This window comes from Nocardia sp. NPDC050717 (genome assembly GCF_040654275.1).
Lineage (GTDB): Bacteria > Actinomycetota > Actinomycetes > Mycobacteriales > Mycobacteriaceae > Nocardia.
This window is the reverse complement of sequence record NZ_JBFAHR010000029.1, coordinates 1-17888: the sequence shown is the minus strand read 5'-3', so window position 1 is coordinate 17888 and position 17888 is coordinate 1. Positions and strand designations below refer to the sequence as shown.

Sequence of the window (17888 nt, the reverse complement as noted above, 5' to 3'; positions counted from 1 at the left end):
ACCCGGACATGACAGAGAACTACCTCGACACCCACATCGACGACGACGTCGCGGTGCTCACCCTGAACCGCCCGGCGAAGCTGAACGTGCTCGACGTGGCCACCCGGGTGCGACTCGCGCAGACCATCCGCCACTTCGGTACCGGCGATCTCGTTCGCGGAATCGTCCTCACCGGCACCGGCCGGGCTTTCTCCGCCGGGGAAGACCTGCAGGCGATGCCGAGTACCTACGACGAGATCCGCGAGGCCTTCGCGACCTTCCACGACATCACCCGGGCGATTCTCGAAACGAGGATCCCGGTGATCGCGGCCGTGAACGGGATCGCGGTCGGTGGCGCCTCGGAGATCACGCTGTGCTGTGACGGTCGGATCGGCAGCCCGGCCGCCGAGTACTTCCAGCCGGAGAACCACCGCGGGATCATCATTTCCAATGCCTCGAGCTTCCTGATGAGCCGACTGGTCCGCAACCACGCGATGCGCATCGTGCTCGGCTCGCAACGGATCAAAGCCGACGAGGCGCTGCGCATCGGCCTGCTCGACGAGATCGTCGCCGAGGAGCACCTGGTGGCTCGCGCGGTCGACACGGTCCGCCAGTGGAATCCCGATCCCCGCACCACCGCACTGCATCTGAGCTTGCTGCGGCCGCGTGCCGAAGAGATCGAGGCGGCCTTCGCACGCGAAGACGACGCGGCCCGCCAGTCCTGGGAGTCCGGTGCCTTGACCGAAGGCATCGAGGGTTTCTGGGAATCGAAGAACGAACGGAGACGATGATGATCACCACCGAAGCAGCTGTCCTCACCGCGGTCAACGAGCCGCTGGAGTTCACCGAGATCCTGGTCGACGACCCGGAACCCAACGAGGTCCGCCTCGCGGTCTCGAATGTGGGCCTGTGCCACAGCGACCTGCACTACATGACCGGAACCGTCGGCGCGGACCTGCCCGTGGTAGTCGGCCACGAGGTGGCGGGTGTGGTCGAGTCGGTCGGCTCCGCGGTGACCACGTTGTGCCCCGGTGACCGGGTCGTCGGCGCGCTCACGCCCTCGTGCGGGATGTGCCGCAACTGTCAGGTCGGGCACTCGACCCAGTGTCAGCGCCTCACCCAGATCCGGCAGCGGCCCCGGCCTGCCTTCCAGCTGCCCAGCGGTCAGGCCGTGCACCGGCTCGGCGATGTCGGCGCGTTCTCCCGCCACACCCTGCTGCGTGAGAACGCCCTGGTGAAGGTGGCCGACGAGGTGGGTCTGCACGTGGGCTGCCTGCTGTCGTGCTGCATCATCACCGGCGTCGGTGCCGTGTTCCGCGGCGCCGAGGTGCGCCCCGGTTCCACCGTCGCGGTGATCGGTTGCGGCGGTGTCGGTTCGGCCATCATCCAGGGCGCGCGCCTGGCCGGCGCGTCGGCGATCGTCGCCGTCGACCTCGACGACGCCCGCTTGGCCGCTGCCAGGACCTACGGCGCCACCCACGTCGTGAACGGTGCGTCCGACGTGGCCGCCGAGATCCGGCATGTGCTCGGCGACGGCGTGGACTACTCGTTCGAGGCTGTCGGCAGCGCGCGGACCGCGGCCACCGCCCTCGAGGTACTGCGCCCCACCGGCACCGCATGTCTGGTCGGCATCGCCCCCGACGGCACCGATCTGACGCTGCCGGCCTGGAACTTCTTCTTCAGCGAGAAGCGCCTCATCGGTTCCTACATGGGTTCGGGCCAGGCGGCCGAGGACATCGCCCAGTTCGCCCGCCTGTACCAGCAGGGCCGCCTGCTGCTCGACGAGATGGTCAGCGACGTCGTCGCGTTCCGCGACATCGACAAGGGCTTCGAGGCGATGAAGTCCGGTGAGGTCACCCGCATCGTCGCCGACCTCACCGTGTGAGCCACACCCCGATCGAGCCCCGAAGGAGACACTGATGACGAATCCGCAACTACCCCAACCGATCAACTACATCGCCGACGAGTGGTCCGAGTGCGCGACCATCCCCGGCGCCTGGAACCTCGATCCCAACACCGGCGAGCCCGTGCACCGGACGGTGACCACAACACCCGCCGACGTGGAACGCGCCCTGCGCCACGCCGAACAGTCCTATGGCTTCGAGCGGTGGGACGACGCCGCGAGCGAGGAACGCGCCCAGGTGATCGAGCGCGCGGCCGACATCGTCGAGTCCCGCATCGAGGACATCGCCCGCACCGACGCCCTCACCAGCGGCGTCCCGATCGCCAAGTCCCGCCTGGTCGCTCAGTTTCTGCCGCACCGGATCCGGTCCGCCGCAGCGGAACTGCGTGCCGTCCCGCGCCGCACGGCGCTGGCGGCCGATGGTCGGGACGTGCGGCTCTACAAGGTCCCGTGGGGTCCCGCCGCCATCCTCACTCCGTGGAACGGCCCCAGTTTCATTCCCGCCGCGAAGATGGTGAGCGCGCTGGCCGCCGGCTGCCCGATCATCCTCAAGCCGTCCGAGCACGCGCCGAGCAGTGCGCAGATCATCGTCGAGAGCTTCGTCAAGGCGGGACTGCCTGCTGGTGCGTTGCAGTTGCTGCACGGCGCGGGCGACGTGGGCGCCGCTGTGACCGGTGACCCGCGTGTCAAGATCGTCTCCTTCACCGGCGGCCCTAACGCCGGCCGGGCCATCGCCCGCGCGGCCGCAGAAGACTTCAAGGTGCTCCAGCTCGAACTCGGCGGCAACAACCCGGCGCTGGTCCTCGACGACGCCGACATCGACGTGGCCGCCGACGGCATCCTCGACGGGATGACCAAGCTCAACGGCCAGTGGTGCGAGGGTCCAGGCAAGGTGCTGGCCCACGAAAGCCTGCTCGAGCGGCTGCTCGAGGCGCTGCTCGAACGCATTTCCCGCATCGAAATCGGGAACTCGCTCGACGAGCGGACCGAACTCGGCCCCATCTCGAACGCCCCGCACTTCGCGACGCTGCGCAGCCGTATCGACGGGCTGCGCGCCCACGGCGCGACCATCCACCAGCCCGCGAAGCTCCCTGGACTGGACGGCTTCTTCCTGTCACCCACTGTCGCGACGGGTGTCGACGCGTCGCTGGCCACCGCCGAGCTGTTCGGTCCGCTGATCAGCCTGCACGCCGTGGAGTCCGACGAGCACGCTCTGCGCGTGGCCAACGCCAACCCGTCGGGCTTGGACGCCTACGTGTTCGGTGGCGACCTGGACCGCGCCATCGAGGTCGGCTCGCGAGTGCTGTCGGGCGAGGTGCGCGTGAACGGCGCCAAGGTCGCCGACCTGGCCGACGGCTCGGCCCAGAGTTTCTGGGGCACTTCGGGAATCGGCGGACATGGCCCGGGCGAGGCGGTCCGGGTGTTCTGCGGTGACCGTGTGGTCGGCGTCGATTCCCCCGACCTGCCGATGTAGCGATCGCGCTACGTCGGCGCCACACCTTGACTGTCACCACAGCGAGCGGCCTTGCCGTTCGCTGTGGCAGTCATACGACTAATACGAATGACTAAGATCAGGAACCCAATGTTCACCACCCCCTTCACCGAGATGTTCGGTATCGAGCACCCCCTCGTCTGTGGCGGCATGACCGCTGTCGGCACCGCTGACCTGATCAGCGCGGTGGCCAACGCCGGGGCTCTCGGATTCCTCACTGCTCTCACTCAGCCCACCCCTGAAGCGCTGGTCAAGGAGATCAACCGGTGCCGGGATCTGACCGACAAACCCTTCGGTGTAAACTTGACCATTCTGCCGACCATCAAACCGGTGCCCTACGACGAATATCGCGACGCCATCGTCGAGAGCGGCATCACCATCGTCGAAACCGCGGGGGGCAACCCACAGCCGCACCTGCCCACGTTCAAGGCTGCCGATGTGAAGGTCATCCACAAAGCGGTCACCGTCCGCCATGCTCTCAAGGCTCAGCAGCTCGGTGTCGATGCGGTCAGCATCGACGGGTTCGAATGTGCGGGACACCCCGGTGACGACGACGTCCCGGGACTCGTGCTGATCCCCGCAGCCGCCAGGGCATTGTCCATCCCGATCATTGCCAGCGGTGGAATCGCCACCGGCGCGGGGCTTGTCGCCGCCCTGGCGCTCGGCGCATGCGCGGTGAACATGGGCACTCGGTTCATGGCAACCACCGAGGCGCCCATCCATCCCAACGTCAAGCAGCAGATCGTCGACAACACCGAACGCGACACCGTGATCGTGTTCCGCGAGTTCCACAACTCCGCACGGGTGGCCCGCAACGCGGTGTCGGAGGAGATCGCTGCGGTCTCCCGGAAGCCCGGTGCGACCTTCGACGACATCGCTCACCTGGCCAGCGGCGCTCGAGCTCGTGAGCAGGTCTACGAGAACGGAGATGTCGACGGCGGCCTGTGGTGGGCCAGTCAAGCCCAAGGGCTGATCCACGACATCGGCAGCTGCGCAGACGTGGTCGACACGATCCTCGCCGAGGCTCGGCAGATCATCACTGCGACATTGCCGGGCAATCTCGCGCGCTGAACCTTCGGCCGAACCCGCCATGCGCGGGTTCGGCAGGGCCGTTCTCGCGGCCCCTCGAGCATTGATGAGCAGATCGCAATTGGGAGCGTAGGTGTGGGGGCAACACCTGCGATTCGTAGCCCGCCAAGCCCAACTGGAGCTGCTAACCCAGTTGCCAGCGTTGTCTTCCCAACCACGGAATGCCTCCATGTCCAATGTCTCGGGTTCATCGGGAGCGGCATCCCGGCCTTGCCGCCCATGACTATTGCACGGGACGTACGGCGCGCGTCGTCAGGCAATAGTCGAACATGAGTGATTCGACGAATCTTCTGCGTGATCCCAACCATCGCATCCGAGACATTCTGGTCGGCCGTCGAGTTGATACGTAGAAAAGGTCACGGAGATGGGTGCAGAAGGGTCGCGAAAAGACTTCAAGCAGGTGCCGCGGGTCCGAATCCAGCCGAGGGAAGGCGGCCCGTGGCGTTACAGTGCGACGGTGGACTCATCTTGGCCTCGTCCCAGCCGACGCACTGCGGAATTGATTCGGGATGTCGCGGAACGTCTTGTCGCGTCCTCGGAGACGGCGATCGACGAGCTGACCGCGGCCTCACATGAGGCTGCCGAATACCGTGCGGTGCTCAAGGACCCGCAGCTCGTCGCCGCCGATCGGCGAATGAACAGGACCAACTTGCTGCACTGGCTGTCGGCCAACCTGCAGGATCCCGGCGCGCGAGTGGCGCCCAGCGCCGACCCAGATATTCTGCAGTTCGCTCGTGATCTGGTGCGGCGTGGGCTGGACATGCATGATCTCGGCGCATGGCGGGGCGCCCAGCACGGTGGGTGGTCGGCGTGGGTCGATGAGTGTTTCGCCGTGACCAGCGACCTGGATGAGCTTCGCGACCTGATGAAGGTGTCCGAGCGGTCGATGTCGACGTTCATCGATGACTCGATCGCAGCGCTGGACGAGTACGTCGAAAGAGAACGCGCCGAACTGACCAAGGGCGCCAGCGCGGAGCGTCACTCGACCGTCCAACTGTTGCTCGAGGGAGCACCGATCAGCCGTACTCGCGCGGAGTCGCGACTCGGGTATGCGCTGACAGGCAGCCACGTAGCGGCGATATTTTGGAGCGACTCGGCCGACGACTCGGCGGGGCTCGACGGGGCCGCCGAAGCGGTAATGCGAGTGTGCGGGGCGACTCGCAGGCTCACGTTGAACGCGAGCGTGGCTGCGCTGTGGGTGTGGCTGGCTGCGGACGCTGTCCCGTCGGCCGAAGTGGTGCAAGCCGCCATGACTGGCCGGCCTGGGATCCGCGTGGCTTTCGGGCGCCCGGCCAAGGACCTCGAGGGATTCCGCAGAAGTCACCTAGATGCCGCGACTGCCCAGCGAGTGCTCGCGCGGGTCGGCTCCACAAGAAAGGTCGTTCGGTACGAGGACATCGCTCTGGTCTCGGTCCTCAGCGCCGACATGGCACAGGCAGATCAGTTCGTCGCCGAAACCCTCGGTGAGCTTGCCACCGCTGATGCTGCGCTGCGTGAAACCGTGGTCACCTATGTCCAGGAACGGTTCAACGCATCTGCTACAGCGGAACACCTGTACACGCACCGCAGCACCGTCGAGCGGCGACTCGCCCGTGCCGATCAGCTCTTGCCCGTGCCGCTTGCGGAGAACGCGGCGAGTGTGGTGGCTGCCCTCATGCTGGTTCAGCTGCGCGACTGAGGCTGCCACCGCAACTGTCGCATGAGCTTGTCGGAGGCGATGGCCGGCGATACCGGCCATCGCTTGCGGCTCAGGAGAACTCGAAGTAACGCCGAGACTCCCAGTCGGACAGTTCGGCGTACGGGTCGCCACCGGTGGTGTGGAACTGCATCCACTCCCACTTTCGTGATGCGGTCCAGAAGTCGACGAACTCGTCTCCTAGATATTCGCGGAGGATCTCGTCGGCATCGAGCGCCGCGATCGCTTTCGTCATCGAATCGGGGATCCGGTCGATACCGCAGTCGTCGGGAAGACACCACGCCATGTCTTCGACCTGCGCGGGTGCGGGAATTTTTCGCTCGATGCCGGCCACGATTCCGGCGAGTACACCGGCCAGCGCGTAGTACGGGTTCACATCCGAGCCGGGAACCCGGTACTCGAGCCGGGAGTACTTGGGATGGCCGACGACAGCGCGCAGTGCAGCGGTCTTGTTATGCACGCCCCAGCTGATCGTTGTCGGTGGCCCCGAGACATCGACCAGACGCCGGTACGAGGTGATCTGTGGCAACGCGAGCAAAGTGTTGCCTGCCATGGTGGCCATCAGGCCGCCAACCGCGTGCAACATGAGCTCGGACGGACCGTCGGGCGAATAGAACTGGTTTTCACCGTCGGCCTGCAGGGATACGTTCAGGTGTGCACCCTGCCCGAATCCAGCGGTCGGCTTGGCCATGAACGTGACGGACCGGCCCATCTTGCAAGCGATTTCACGCATCACCTGCTTGGCCCGCACCCACGAGTCAGCGAGCGTCAGCGGATCGTTGGGCGCGAGGTTCAGTTCGGTTTGGCCTGGTGCGGCCTCGTCGGTCCATGCCTCCCAGGTGATGCCCAGCGCGTCGAGTCGGTCCGTGACGGCTTCCATATAGTCGATCCAGTCCGAAGACCTGGCAAGGTTGTAGGTAGCGCCGGTTTCGCCGCCGAGCGGGGTCAGGTCGCGGTATCGGCGGGCCCTGGCCTCCTGAATGGACTCCTCGAACAGGGTAGTTTCGATCTCCACCGCGGCCGTGGCGGTGTAGCCCAAGGCCGCGAGGCGTTCGATCAACCTTCGCAGTAGATTTCTCGGGCAGATCGGTACGGGGCTGCCGTCCGGGAGCCAGAAGTCGCCGATCACAGAATGGACGCCGGGCTTCCATTCCACGAGGGTGTTCATGTCGGGCATCAGCGCGATGTCGTAGAGGTTGCCGCGCCATTCCGGGTAAGCGTCGCCGAACACGACGTCGGTGCCCATGTCGATGGCGAACAGGACGTCAGCGAAGGCGAATCCGGAGTCCTTGCCGGAGGCGAACTTCGCGGGCGTTACGTTCTTGCCCATGAAGCTCCCGTCGTGATTGGTGGCCTCGACGCGGTAAGCCTTGACGGGTCGGGCGGACGAGCTCGCCGCGGCGGTGGTGAGATCAGACATCGAAACGGGCCTTCCACGATGCGGCAGTCATGGCCGACAGCTGAGCCAGGGTGCCCTGGACGCGCAGACCACGTGCCAAGGCGGTGAACAGAAAATCGCTACCGGTGAAGAGCCCGGCCAGCACATCGGGAGTGCCGACGACCCTGTAGACGTTGGTGCCGGCGCCGAATCGGGCCTCCTCTCGGCCGTCGGGGCCGGACGCAACCGCGACGAGAACGTCGGGGATGCCGCGGACGTCCCGGGTGATCTCCCAGAATCGGGCAGCAGCCGTCCGCCACTCGGGCTGTGGCACTTGCAAGGCACGCAGCAACCAGTCGGCGATTTCCGCGTCACCTTCCATCGCGACGCTGGTGAACCGGGCGTCGAGGTCGACCACCACGGTGGCATCGGTGGGAGCGAAGACGCCGCCGGTCACGGTCACAGCATCGTCGGCGAAGGTCACGGTGGCCGCCTGCGGGGTGGCATGTGAGCGCACCGCGACGCTGCCGGAGTAACTCCCGAATGCGTAGGGGGCGTGCCGCTGCTGGACGGCATCGCGCAGGGTCCGGCCGATCAGTCGGACGATAGGGGTGGCGTCGTCCTCGATCGTGACCCGGTGGTCCGCAATCGGTGTCGCGGTGGGTGCAGTGGTTTCCATCTGTTCCTTCATCATTGGCATTGCTGGTGTAGTTGTCCTCGGCGTGGCCGCCTCGGAGGCCACGTGATCGACCTGCAAGGCGTACTGCGCTGCGAGTCCGGCGGCGCGAATCTGCTCGGTCATGCCGGCACCTGTTCGATGTGACTGACGACGAGGTCGGCGATCCGGAATGCGAGTGAGTCCGGCAAGTGGTGGCCCATGCCCGGGATGATGATGTGTCGTGCGCCGGGGATCGCCGCTACGGTGGCGGCGCCTCCGGACGGTGCGACAAGCGGGTCCCGGTCACCGTTGATGACCAGAGTGGGAGCCTCGATCCGGCTGAGTTCGGCGGTCCGGTCGCCCGAGGCATAGATGGCCTGGATCTGCCGTGCGGTCCCGGCTGCACCGTCACCGGCGGTGCGGTCCCAGGTCGTCGTGGCGTGCGTGGCCTCTTCGACTTCATCGACGGGGTACGCCGTCCCGGCGATGTGCGCGGTGATCCGCAGATGCGCGCGGACCGCGCCCACTCGGTTCCGCGGAGGCGGACTGCCGGCGATCAGTGCCAGGCTCGACAGTGTCGGCTGCCCGACCTTCTTGTTCCCCGTGGTCGAATACAGGGAGGTGAGGGTTCTGACCAGGTGCGGGTACCGGGCCGCCACCACCTGGGCGATCATGCCGCCCATGGACCGACCGACCAGGTGCACCGGGCCGACGCCGAGATACTCGATCAGCTGTGCGGCGTCGTCAGCCATGTCGGCGAGTGTGTAGGCATCCCTTCGGGGCAGGGCGAGTAGTTGGCGCAGCGTGTTCGGCGGCGGGGCCGTGGAGTACGTGGAGCGTCCGCAGTCGCGGTTGTCTATCCGAATGACGCGGAAGCCGGTCGCGAAGAGCGCGGACACGAACCGGTCGGACCAGGTCGTCAGATCCTCCGCAAGCCCCGCGATCAGCAGCACTGGCGGTGCGTCAGGGGCGCCGTCCAGCCGGTAACACAGGCGCGTACCGCACGGTAGAAGCGCGAATCGGTCCTCGGGCAAGCTAGACACGGGCCGCCGCCTTCGTGGTCGCGGCGCCTGTCGCAGCATCGTCCTTGGTCGAATGGAATCGCAGGGCATCGTCGAGCAGCGGCCCGCGCAGGAGTTTGGCGTCCGCCGGGTAGGACATCTGCATCTGCCACATCCCGGTGCCCTGCTTCGGCATGGTTGCGTGGGCCCGTTTGGCGTAGCCGGAGCTGAGGTCAAGGATGGGCCGAGTCTCCATGTCGGGGTCGGGTTCGACGATCACGCTGTCGTAGCCGAAGGCATCCATGTGCTGCACGAGCTTTGTGAAGTAGCGGCACAGGATGCCGATCTTCAAGGTCCACGACGACGTGGTGTAACCGATCGCGACGGCCAGGTTGGGGATCCCCGACAGCAGCGTGCCTCGGTACACGACAGACTGCGACAGGTCAGTCGGGACACCGTCGATCTCGATATCGATCCCGCCGAGCATGCGCACGTTGAGGCCGGTCGCCGTCACGATCACATCTGCGTCGAGGTGCTTGCCGGACTCGAGAGCGATCCCCGTCTCGGTGAACCGAGCGATTCTGTCGGTCACGATCGACGCGTGGTTGCTGCTCAGAGCGTCGAAGAAGTCGCCGTCGGGCGACAGACATACACGCTGGTCCCACGGGTTGTACGGAGGGTTGAAATGCGTGTCCACGTCGTAGCCCGCAGGCAACGACTTCTTGTTGATACGGCGGATGACCGCACGACCGAGACGGGGGAATGTGCGCAGCGACTTGACCACGCTCCGGTCGATCCAGATGTTGTTGAATCGCGTCATTGCATATCCGCGTTGCTCCCCGAACCAGCGCGTGAGCCGCAGCGCGAGCTTGTCCACCTTGGGCCACGGGACGACGTAGGTCGGCGTGCGCTGCAGCATGGTGACGTGTTCGGCGGCACCGGCATGGTTGAGCATCGACGGAATCAGGGTGATGGCCGTCGCGCCGCTTCCGATCACTACGACCTTCTTGCCCGCGTAGTCGTAGTTTTCGGGCCAGTGCTGCGGGTGGATGATGTCCCCGTCGAAGTCCTCGCACCCCTCGAAGTGCGGTGTATAACCCTCGTCGTAGCGGTAGTAGCCGGTGCCGGCAAAGATCCACTTCGCGGTGAACTGTTTGTCGCCGTCGGGCGTGCTGACGTCGAGCGTCCACCGAGCGTCGGTACTGGACCACGAGGCCTTCCGCACGCTGTGCCCGAGCCGGATCAGCCTGCCGAGGTCGAACTCGTCGATGGTCTCCTGCAGGTAGCTGAGAATCTTCGGGGCTTCGGCGATGGCGGCTCGGTCCTTCCAGGGCTTGAACTCGTAGCCGAAGGTGTGCAGGTCGGAATCAGAGCGGATGCCCGGGTACTTGAACAGATCCCAAGTGCCCCCGATGTTGTCGCGTCCTTCGAGTACGACGACACGCTTACCAGGGAAGGCCTCGGTGATGTAGCGGACGGCGCCGATGCCGGAGATTCCGGCGCCGACGACGACGATGTCGAAATCTTCGGGCTGGGATGTCGGAGAGTTCATCGTGCGGCCTTCCGGTGGTCAATTGGAGCGAGTAAGTAGACGATGCCCGCCCGATGCAGGAGTGAGCTACTGCACAGTGCTGCGTCTTGATCGACGAGGGGGCGCACAGTGCGCCCATCACTCGCGGTCGGTGCGCCACTGCTGGCGAATGGTGTCCGTTGTTGCTGGGGTTTCCACATTGACGGATGGTGCTCACGGATCACTGTTCATCGTCAATTGACTTAGGCGTATGACCATGATTGTTCAGGGTGCATGCTCATCAACGCCTTCGCGGCGCCCGCGAACGGGTGTGCGGCAGTGGCGATTTCGGTAGTGGGGGCCGAACCGACCGGTTGAGAGGCTGATCCACGGCATCGGAAGCGGCAGAACCCGGCTGACCGGCACGCCGTGAGATAGTGGGTCGATTGCCTTGATCATGTGACCGACTGCCAGTATGGTTATGGCAGGCATCACAAACCGATCAAGGTCGGCCGCCGCGCGACTCGCTCGGCGGCGGGGTGTCAGTCCCAGGGAGCTCGGACTGCCGAAGCGGGACCGCAGCCGGTCCACGATCGGCAGCGCAGATCGAACAAACTCATTGCCGCTGGCCGGCGGGTGTCACCATTCAAGGAGAAGGTCATGTCCATCAAGGAACTGCTTTTCGCGGTCGCGGACATCTGGATGATCGCTGTCGGCTTCACCTACGGCATCAAGTTCATCCGGAACTACAAGAACTACCTGCTCGGTATCGAGTGGATGATCGTTGCGACCTCGGGGACGAACTTCCTGGTCTACGGCCTACTCAAGGCCGGTCACGACAGCCCGATGTATACCGGTGCGGCCTTTTTGGATGCCTTCTCCCGGTCGGTCGGTATCACCCTGATCCTCGTCCTCGGACTGATGCAGGTGACCCACCGGTACAAGCCCTCGACGGCGGTGGACATCGGCGCATTCGCCCTCGCCGCCGTCGCGGGCCTGTTGTTGCTCGGGTACCAGGACACGATCGGCCTGCCGGCCAAAGTCTTCTTCATCGTGGTCAACGTCCTCACCACGATCTTCCTCGCCTACTTCGTCACGCGGCTGTGGCAGATCGGCGAGCGGGGCCACGCCATGGGAGCGGGCGTGGCCACCGTGTGCGCCTTCGTTATCGCGGCGACCTACGACTTCGTCAAAATCCCAGGCGATGACGCCGAGCACACCATCTTCTACATCCTTGCGCTCTCCACGTGGGGGCTGCAGATGTTCGTGTACTACCGCGCCTACCGGGCATTCGATGCCTACAACACCCGCGTCGCCGCCCGGGCTGCGACCGAGGACGCCCCCGTCACGGCGTAAAGCGACGGACTCCGCTGCGATCAACCCAGAGACAGGAGCCACACAAATGGCAACGCTAGATGCGCAAGAGGAAACCACCGAGGTAGTCGTCATCGGCGCTGGGATGGCGGGCTTGACGGCAGCGACGACACTCGCGCCGACGGCTGAGGTGGTTGTCCTCGAGTCCACCGAGCGCACGGGCGGGCGCGTCGAAACCGTACGGCAGGGCGATTACTGGATCAACGTCGGAACCCAGTTCACTGAGGGCACCGGCACCTTGATCGAAGCCCTCAACAGGCACAACATCGAGATGGGCTCGCTCGCGGGCAAGAGCATCGCGCTGCATTTGAACGGTTCGACCGTCGATACCTCGAACCCGCTCGCACTCATGTTCCGTACACGCATGACCATGATGGACAGGCTCGGTCTGGCAATGGTCGGTGCGCGCATCCTCGCGGCTGCACCGTTTCTCGAGTCGAAGAGCCGTTTCGCTCAGCGGGTACGCGCGCGGCTCGAATCCAAGCTCGCGTCCTATTTGCTCAACGGCGTCCGCTCGGAACTGGCCGCCACCATCGTCCGGTCATGGTCGGCACAGTGGATGGGATGTGATCCAGACGAAACGGCCGCCGCCCAGTTCGTCTACTCCGTCGGCATCGCGTTGACCGACCCCGAAAAGGTCCCGAACTTCTCGCTGCCCGCGGGCGGCAATCAGACGCTGACCGACGTGCTGACCGACGAACTCGGCGACCGTATCCGCCTGAACTCAGTCGTCCACGCTGTGCGCCGCGACGGCGACGGCGTGGTCGTCGACTATCTCGACGATGGCCAGCCCAAGCGGGTGCGCGCCAAGCGGGCGATCGTCACCGTACCCGCCGATGTCGCCGAACGGATCATCCCGGACCTGCCACAGCAGTACCGGAACGCGTTCAACGACATCACCTACGGTCGCTACGTGGTCGTGGGCTTCTTCACCGACGAAATCGGACCGCAGAGTTGGGACAAGTACTTCGGCATTTCCGCTCCGCAACTGTCGTTCCAGGCGGTGTTCAACCACGCCGCAGCGCTACGCACAGGCAGTGACCGAAAGCCGGGAGGAGCTTTGGCCTGTTTCGCCGGAGGCGGGAAAGCCGACGAACTGCTCGACCTGCCCGATGAGGAGATCGTGTCGCGCTTCCGGGAGGACCTGCTCGGCTTGCTTCCCGAGCTGGAAGGCAAGCTGGGGGAGCCCATCCTGCGCAGACACCGCCGGGTCGTGCCCTTCTGGGCGCCCGGGCGTCGCAAATCACTTCCCGCACTGCGTGATCCTCTCGACGGTATCTATCTCGCCGGTGACTACCAGCTGGATGTTCCCTCGCTGGCCGATGCCGCGGCCTCGGGCGAACGTGCGGCAGAGGCGGTCCTGGCCGATCTCGGACGGACCTAAGCGAGCTACAGACCGGCACGTCTTCCCGCCCAGTCCCTCACAGTTCGGCGACGGACTCCTATCCAGGAGGCACATACGATGATCCAGCCCCTCGCGTTGCCCGAACCCGTTTCGCTCGGCGTATGGCAGCAAGGCCCACACAACCGGCGGACACTCGGCCGGATCCGTGAAATGGTCCCCACTGCCCGGGTCGCCGCGAGCAAGCGACCGTTGAGTCTTCCTCGCGGCGAGCCGTTGAATCTGGATTTGCCGCTCAGCTCGGCGAGCGCCGGCGAGACCACGGTGCAGGCCACTTTGGCACGGACCTTCGCCGACGGGCTCATCGTGTTGCATCACGGGAAAGTGCGGCACGAGTCCTACCCTGGAGATCTTTCCACGGACCGCACCCACGCGTTGTACTCGATCAGCAAGTCGATCATCGGGGTGGTGGCCGCGCAGTTGGCTGTCGCGGGTCTGCTCGATGTCGATGCGCTCGTGACGCACTACGTTCCGGAGCTCGCGGAGTCGGGGTACGCCGGGGCGACGGTCTGCGACGTCCTCGACATGCGGACGGGAATCCAATTCTCCGAGGAGTACCTCACGCCGGGCTCGGGCTCACATCTCGTCGACCAGGCCGTCGGCTGGGCTCCTGCTACCGACGGGTCGCCGGAGAGTCTGTACGAATACCTCACCACGCTCCGCGCGGACCGGCCGCATGGCGGCGTATTCGAATATCGATCCTGTGAGACCGATGTTCTCGGCTGGATCTGCGAGCGCGCCGGGCGAGAACGCATGCCGGAGATGCTGTCCCGCAACGTGTGGTCCCGGGTGGCGGAGAACGACATGGACGCGGGCGTCGACCGCGCCGGCTCGGTGTTCCATGACGGCGGGCTGGCGGCCACGCTTCGCGATCTTGCCCGATTCGGTGAGGCACTTCGACGCGACGCAGGCGTAGAGAATCGGGTGGGGCTCGTTGCCGGTGAGTGGCTCGGTGACTGCCTCACCGACGGCCCGGAGTATCGGCAGGCTTTCGCGGCCTCGCCGAGCCACACCGCTGAACTGTTCCCAGGCGGGATGTACCGCAACCAGTTCTGGGTTCCCTACGCCGATCGGCGCGTACTGCTCTGTATCGGCATCCACGGCCAAGTTCTCTACATCGACATCGACAACGCGGCGGTGATCGCACAGGTCTCGTCATGGCCGGAGCCGGTCGTCGACGAGCTCGCATACGACGTCTTGGCCGGCATCGAGACGATCGTCGCCGCACTGTAGAACGCCGAGCGGCGGCGCCCTTCAATATGAGCGGCGCCGCCGTCGGTACGGGTCGTTGTTCGGTCGGCTGTGCCCGACCGCCTTGGGGAGACCAGCTTGGAGAGAGCGGCCGCGCCGCAAACCTCAGTGGCGAGCGGCGTCGGCGACAGGACCGGTGCTCAGTCGAGTTGTGTGGCGACCACCCCGGCGGTGTGGCGACCCGAGCGGACCGCGCCCTCCATATAGCCGTTCCAGTCGACCGCGTATTCGGCCCCCGCCCAATGAATCCGGCCCACAGGCTCTCTGAGGATGTCGCCATAGCTGGTCCACGTGCCCGGCCCGAAGTGTGCTCCGTAGCAGCCGCGGGTGAATTCCTCGGCACTCCAGTTCTTTTCCAGATAGGACAGTGGTTCACCGGCCTGCGGACCGAAGTACCGGACGAAGCAGTCGAGCACGGCGCGCCGACGATCCCGCTCAGGAAGCCGCTGCCAGCGGCGTGCATCCCCGCCTTCGACGAAGCCGAGCATCACACCTGTTTCCGCGTCGGGCGGCGAGACGTCAAAGCTGACTTTGACCGGACCCTGATCGCTGATCACCTGGCCGTTGAGGCCGTTGTCCCGCCAAAACGGGGTGGGATAGGTGGCGAAGGTCTTGACGACGGTTCCGGCGGGCAGCCGCTGGGTCAACTGGTCGCGCCAAGCAGGCATCAGCGGCTCGTACTCGATACGCCCGGCGAGGGTCGGCGGGATGGCGACGATCACCTGCTGTGCCCGGTGATGTTCCCCTGAGCGAGTGGTGACTACGACGCCCGAATCACTCTGAGCGACGGTCCTGACCGGCCGACCGAGCCGCACGTCCAACCCCTCGGCCAGCCGCTCAGCGACGAGGACCGAGCCGCCGATGACGCGATCCTGTTGGGCGCCGTCGTCGACTGAGATGAGTGTCTCGAGGTCGCCGTTGCTGCGGGAATAGAACAGTGCGTGGAGCAAAGAGAGATCCTGCGCGTCCGCGGAGAACAGCGCTTCGGCGACGATACGGAAGTAGGCTCGACCGCTCGCGGTTCGAAGGTTACGCCGTACCCAGGACTCATACGTCTGGCCGTCGAGTTCGTGCGCCTTGGGGTGCGCCCATGGGCGGGCAGGGTCGATGCCGGTCGCGAGACGCTCCCAGCGCAGCAGGCCCTGGGCGAGGTCGGCGAGCGCGAACGGGTTCAGCTTCGGCGTCGCTCCCTTGTGACTGGCCAGACGCGACTGCTTGCCGCTCAAATGGAGAAGGATCGATCCCTTGTTCCAACTGCGGAAAGTCTCCAGACCGAGCTCCTCGACGAGCCCGTACATCTCCTCGTGGCCTGCACCGATCCACGTGCCACCGAGTTCGACGGGCCGACCGTCGATGGTGCCTCCCTCGATGCGGCCGCCGACGCGGTCTCGCGCCTCGAGCACGGTCACGGTCTTGCCCATACCGACCAACTCCCGTGCTGCGGTCAGCCCGGACAATCCTGCCCCCACGATCACTACGTCGACGTGCTGCATCGCCGCTCCACTCCTCGATTAAAGTCGGTCGTATGACTGACTGATAGCCTAGAGTAGGCCGCCGACTGCCGAACGGCAATAGCGATTTTTTCGGTGCGGGTCAGGTCGTGGCGCGCGCTTCAGTTGGCGCGGGGCCGACGTCGGCAAGGGCGACGATCATGCTGATCATCGTCTCGAGGTGTTCGCGCGAGCGCCTTTCATCCGGGTCGCACACGTGCTGCAATATGAGTCCGTCGAGACTGGCGACCATTACGCGGGCCAAGCGAGTAAAGGGCACCGAACACGTCTCGCCCGCTCGTTGAGCAGCCTCCTGGCACCACTCCGCGACGACGCTGACATAACGCTCGTACTGCCAGCGCGCCACCGCCTCCTGGCCTGCCGCACGCAGCGCGTAGGTTGTCAGCTCGTACTGCATGAGCTGCAGTCCTACCCTGTCGGTGACAAGCATCGACCAGAAGCTGTGCATGCCGCTGTCAATGGCGCGCTCGAGCCCTTCATCGCGGGAGGCGGAGTGTCTGAGTACCTTGGCGATCTCTTCCACCACGTCCTCGATCACTGCACGGAGGAGCTGATCCTTGGAGGGGAAGATGTACTGGAGGGTTCCCAGTGGCACACCGGCCTCGGCGGCTACGGCACGCAGCGACGTTTTTGCCACGCCGTCACGGGAGAGTGCGCTGCGAGCTGCGGTGACGAGCTGGCCCCGTCGGACCGATGCCTCTACGTACGCCATCAGCCCTCCTTTCGGTCGGTTGACCGAGACTTTGCCACAGGTTCTCGAAATCTGCACACGCAGCTTGGACGTGAGCTCGCGCTCACTTGACCTTTGCGAGACTTGCCGAGCCGCCAAATCGGCGGCGTTTTGGGAAAGCGGGGTGAGCCTCTGAGCGCCCGATGTCTCCGCGGGCCAGGGCGATGGTTACGGAACACCCAACCCGGCGCGGTGGACCTGCAGCATGAACGCCGTCGAATCTAGGCTTCGACCGGTGAACGTCGTGCTCGAAACCGCGGCTTACGCCACGGAATGCATCGAATGCCGGTCGCTGATCGAGGTCACGGTCACCGAGGTGCTCACCGCCGGTACCCATGAATGGGACATCGCAGGCGACTGCCCAGAGTGCGGAGCCTGCTGGCACGAGCAGTTTCCCGACACCCCTGCCCGGGATGCGCGCGGCGATCCTGGCGGCCAACGGTCCGACCGACCTTCGGCTCGATGTCGGTAGCGCCACGCCGGCGACGGTGATGCACGCCCTTCGAAAGGTCCAGGCGCTGTCGCTCATCGAGGCCCGCGCGTTGGCCGAGCAGCTCTGCGGCAAGGGGCTAAGCAAAACCCGGGTCGAAATGGAGATTCTGTCGGTGGCGCTTCGCGCAGCGGGTGCGATCGTCACAACCTCGTTGTCCGGCGGGGTTTGAGCAGTCGCTTATAGCCATTACAGGGTGTTCGGCGGGATGCCCTCGGCGCGGTCTCACCTCACAGATCTGGAACACGCTCACTCGATGGGCCCTGCGGTCGGTGCGCCGTTTCTGCGAGCTTGGCCGTCCCGCGACAGGTGTCGAATGGCAAGTCGGTCTGAATCGCCCCGGCGGGTCGGGAGACTTCATCTTCTGAGGAAGGATGAAGTTCGTGAGTTCGAAAAAGTACCCGCCGGAACTGCGTGAGCGGGC

15 protein-coding genes are annotated in these 17888 nt (G+C 65.5%); 9 read left to right on the top strand and 6 right to left on the bottom strand.

The annotated features are described in order from the left end of the window. Positions 1-8: 8 nt before the first annotated feature. The 5 genes from AB0H56_RS31265 to AB0H56_RS31245 all read left to right on the top strand — a co-directional run bounded on the left by AB0H56_RS31265 (position 9) and on the right by AB0H56_RS31245 (position 6141). Entirely contained in the window at positions 9-770 is a 762-nt protein-coding gene (locus tag AB0H56_RS31265; protein WP_357170200.1) for an enoyl-CoA hydratase/isomerase family protein, read from the top strand. Then, positions 770-1864 (top strand): Zn-dependent alcohol dehydrogenase, encoded by a 1095-nt coding sequence (locus tag AB0H56_RS31260; RefSeq protein WP_357170197.1) that lies wholly within the window; start codon positions 770-772, stop codon positions 1862-1864. Before AB0H56_RS31265 ends, AB0H56_RS31260 begins: the two co-directional genes overlap by 1 nt. A gap of 34 nt (positions 1865-1898) precedes the next feature. Beyond that, positions 1899-3356 carry an aldehyde dehydrogenase gene (locus tag AB0H56_RS31255; RefSeq protein WP_357170194.1) on the top strand — a complete coding sequence of 486 codons (1458 nt, stop codon included), beginning with the start codon at positions 1899-1901 and terminating at the stop codon, positions 3354-3356. Between the two features lie 108 nt (positions 3357-3464). Then, positions 3465-4445, top strand: a complete 981-nt coding sequence (locus tag AB0H56_RS31250) for a nitronate monooxygenase (RefSeq protein WP_357170191.1) — start codon at positions 3465-3467, stop codon at positions 4443-4445. A 475-nt stretch (positions 4446-4920) separates the two neighbouring features. Beyond that, positions 4921-6141 carry a helix-turn-helix domain-containing protein gene (locus AB0H56_RS31245; protein WP_357170188.1) on the top strand — a complete coding sequence of 407 codons (1221 nt, stop codon included), beginning with the start codon at positions 4921-4923 and terminating at the stop codon, positions 6139-6141. A gap of 70 nt (positions 6142-6211) precedes the next feature. On the opposite strand, the gene AB0H56_RS31240 is transcribed toward AB0H56_RS31245, so the two are convergent. Genes AB0H56_RS31240 through AB0H56_RS31225 form a run of 4 tightly spaced genes read right to left on the bottom strand, consistent with a single transcriptional unit; the run spans position 6212 to position 10748 of the window. Then, the gene (locus AB0H56_RS31240) at positions 6212-7579 is read right to left on the bottom strand and encodes a glutamine synthetase (RefSeq protein WP_357170185.1); all 1368 of its coding nucleotides are present in this window, start codon (positions 7577-7579) and stop codon (positions 6212-6214) included. Further along, on the bottom strand, positions 7572-8339 hold the full coding sequence (locus tag AB0H56_RS31235) for a hypothetical protein (RefSeq protein WP_357170182.1): 768 nt from the start codon (positions 8337-8339) through the stop codon (positions 7572-7574). The genes AB0H56_RS31240 and AB0H56_RS31235 overlap by 8 nt, the downstream gene beginning before the upstream one ends. Then, a complete protein-coding gene (locus AB0H56_RS31230; RefSeq protein ID WP_357170179.1) occupies positions 8336-9277 on the bottom strand; it encodes an alpha/beta fold hydrolase in 942 nt (313 codons plus the stop codon). Before AB0H56_RS31230 ends, AB0H56_RS31235 begins: the two co-directional genes overlap by 4 nt. Further along, on the bottom strand, positions 9231-10748 hold the full coding sequence (locus tag AB0H56_RS31225) for an NAD(P)/FAD-dependent oxidoreductase (RefSeq protein ID WP_357170176.1): 1518 nt from the start codon (positions 10746-10748) through the stop codon (positions 9231-9233). The genes AB0H56_RS31230 and AB0H56_RS31225 overlap by 47 nt, the downstream gene beginning before the upstream one ends. A 618-nt stretch (positions 10749-11366) precedes the next feature. Here AB0H56_RS31225 and AB0H56_RS31220 point away from each other — a divergent pair. From AB0H56_RS31220 to AB0H56_RS31210, 3 genes are all read left to right on the top strand, one after another. Then, positions 11367-12062 carry a transporter gene (locus AB0H56_RS31220; RefSeq protein WP_357170173.1) on the top strand — a complete coding sequence of 232 codons (696 nt, stop codon included), beginning with the start codon at positions 11367-11369 and terminating at the stop codon, positions 12060-12062. Between the two features lie 46 nt (positions 12063-12108). After that, entirely contained in the window at positions 12109-13464 is a 1356-nt protein-coding gene (locus tag AB0H56_RS31215; RefSeq protein ID WP_357170170.1) for an FAD-dependent oxidoreductase, read from the top strand. A 78-nt stretch (positions 13465-13542) separates the two neighbouring features. Further along, complete coding sequence (locus AB0H56_RS31210) at positions 13543-14715, top strand: serine hydrolase (protein ID WP_357170167.1); 1173 nt, start codon at positions 13543-13545, stop codon at positions 14713-14715. 158 nt (positions 14716-14873) lie between these two features. Here the strand turns inward: AB0H56_RS31210 and AB0H56_RS31205 are convergent, their stop codons facing one another. Together AB0H56_RS31205 and AB0H56_RS31200 are read right to left on the bottom strand one after the other, a co-directional pair. After that, on the bottom strand, positions 14874-16226 hold the full coding sequence (locus AB0H56_RS31205) for a flavin monoamine oxidase family protein (RefSeq protein WP_357170164.1): 1353 nt from the start codon (positions 16224-16226) through the stop codon (positions 14874-14876). Between the two features lie 100 nt (positions 16227-16326). Continuing rightward, positions 16327-16956, bottom strand: a complete 630-nt coding sequence (locus AB0H56_RS31200; protein WP_357170161.1) for a TetR/AcrR family transcriptional regulator — start codon at positions 16954-16956, stop codon at positions 16327-16329. A gap of 431 nt (positions 16957-17387) precedes the next feature. On the opposite strand from AB0H56_RS31200, the gene AB0H56_RS31195 reads away from it, so the two are divergent. Continuing rightward, a complete protein-coding gene (locus AB0H56_RS31195) occupies positions 17388-17636 on the top strand; it encodes a hypothetical protein (RefSeq protein ID WP_357170158.1) in 249 nt (82 codons plus the stop codon). The last annotated feature ends 252 nt before the right edge of the window (positions 17637-17888 follow it).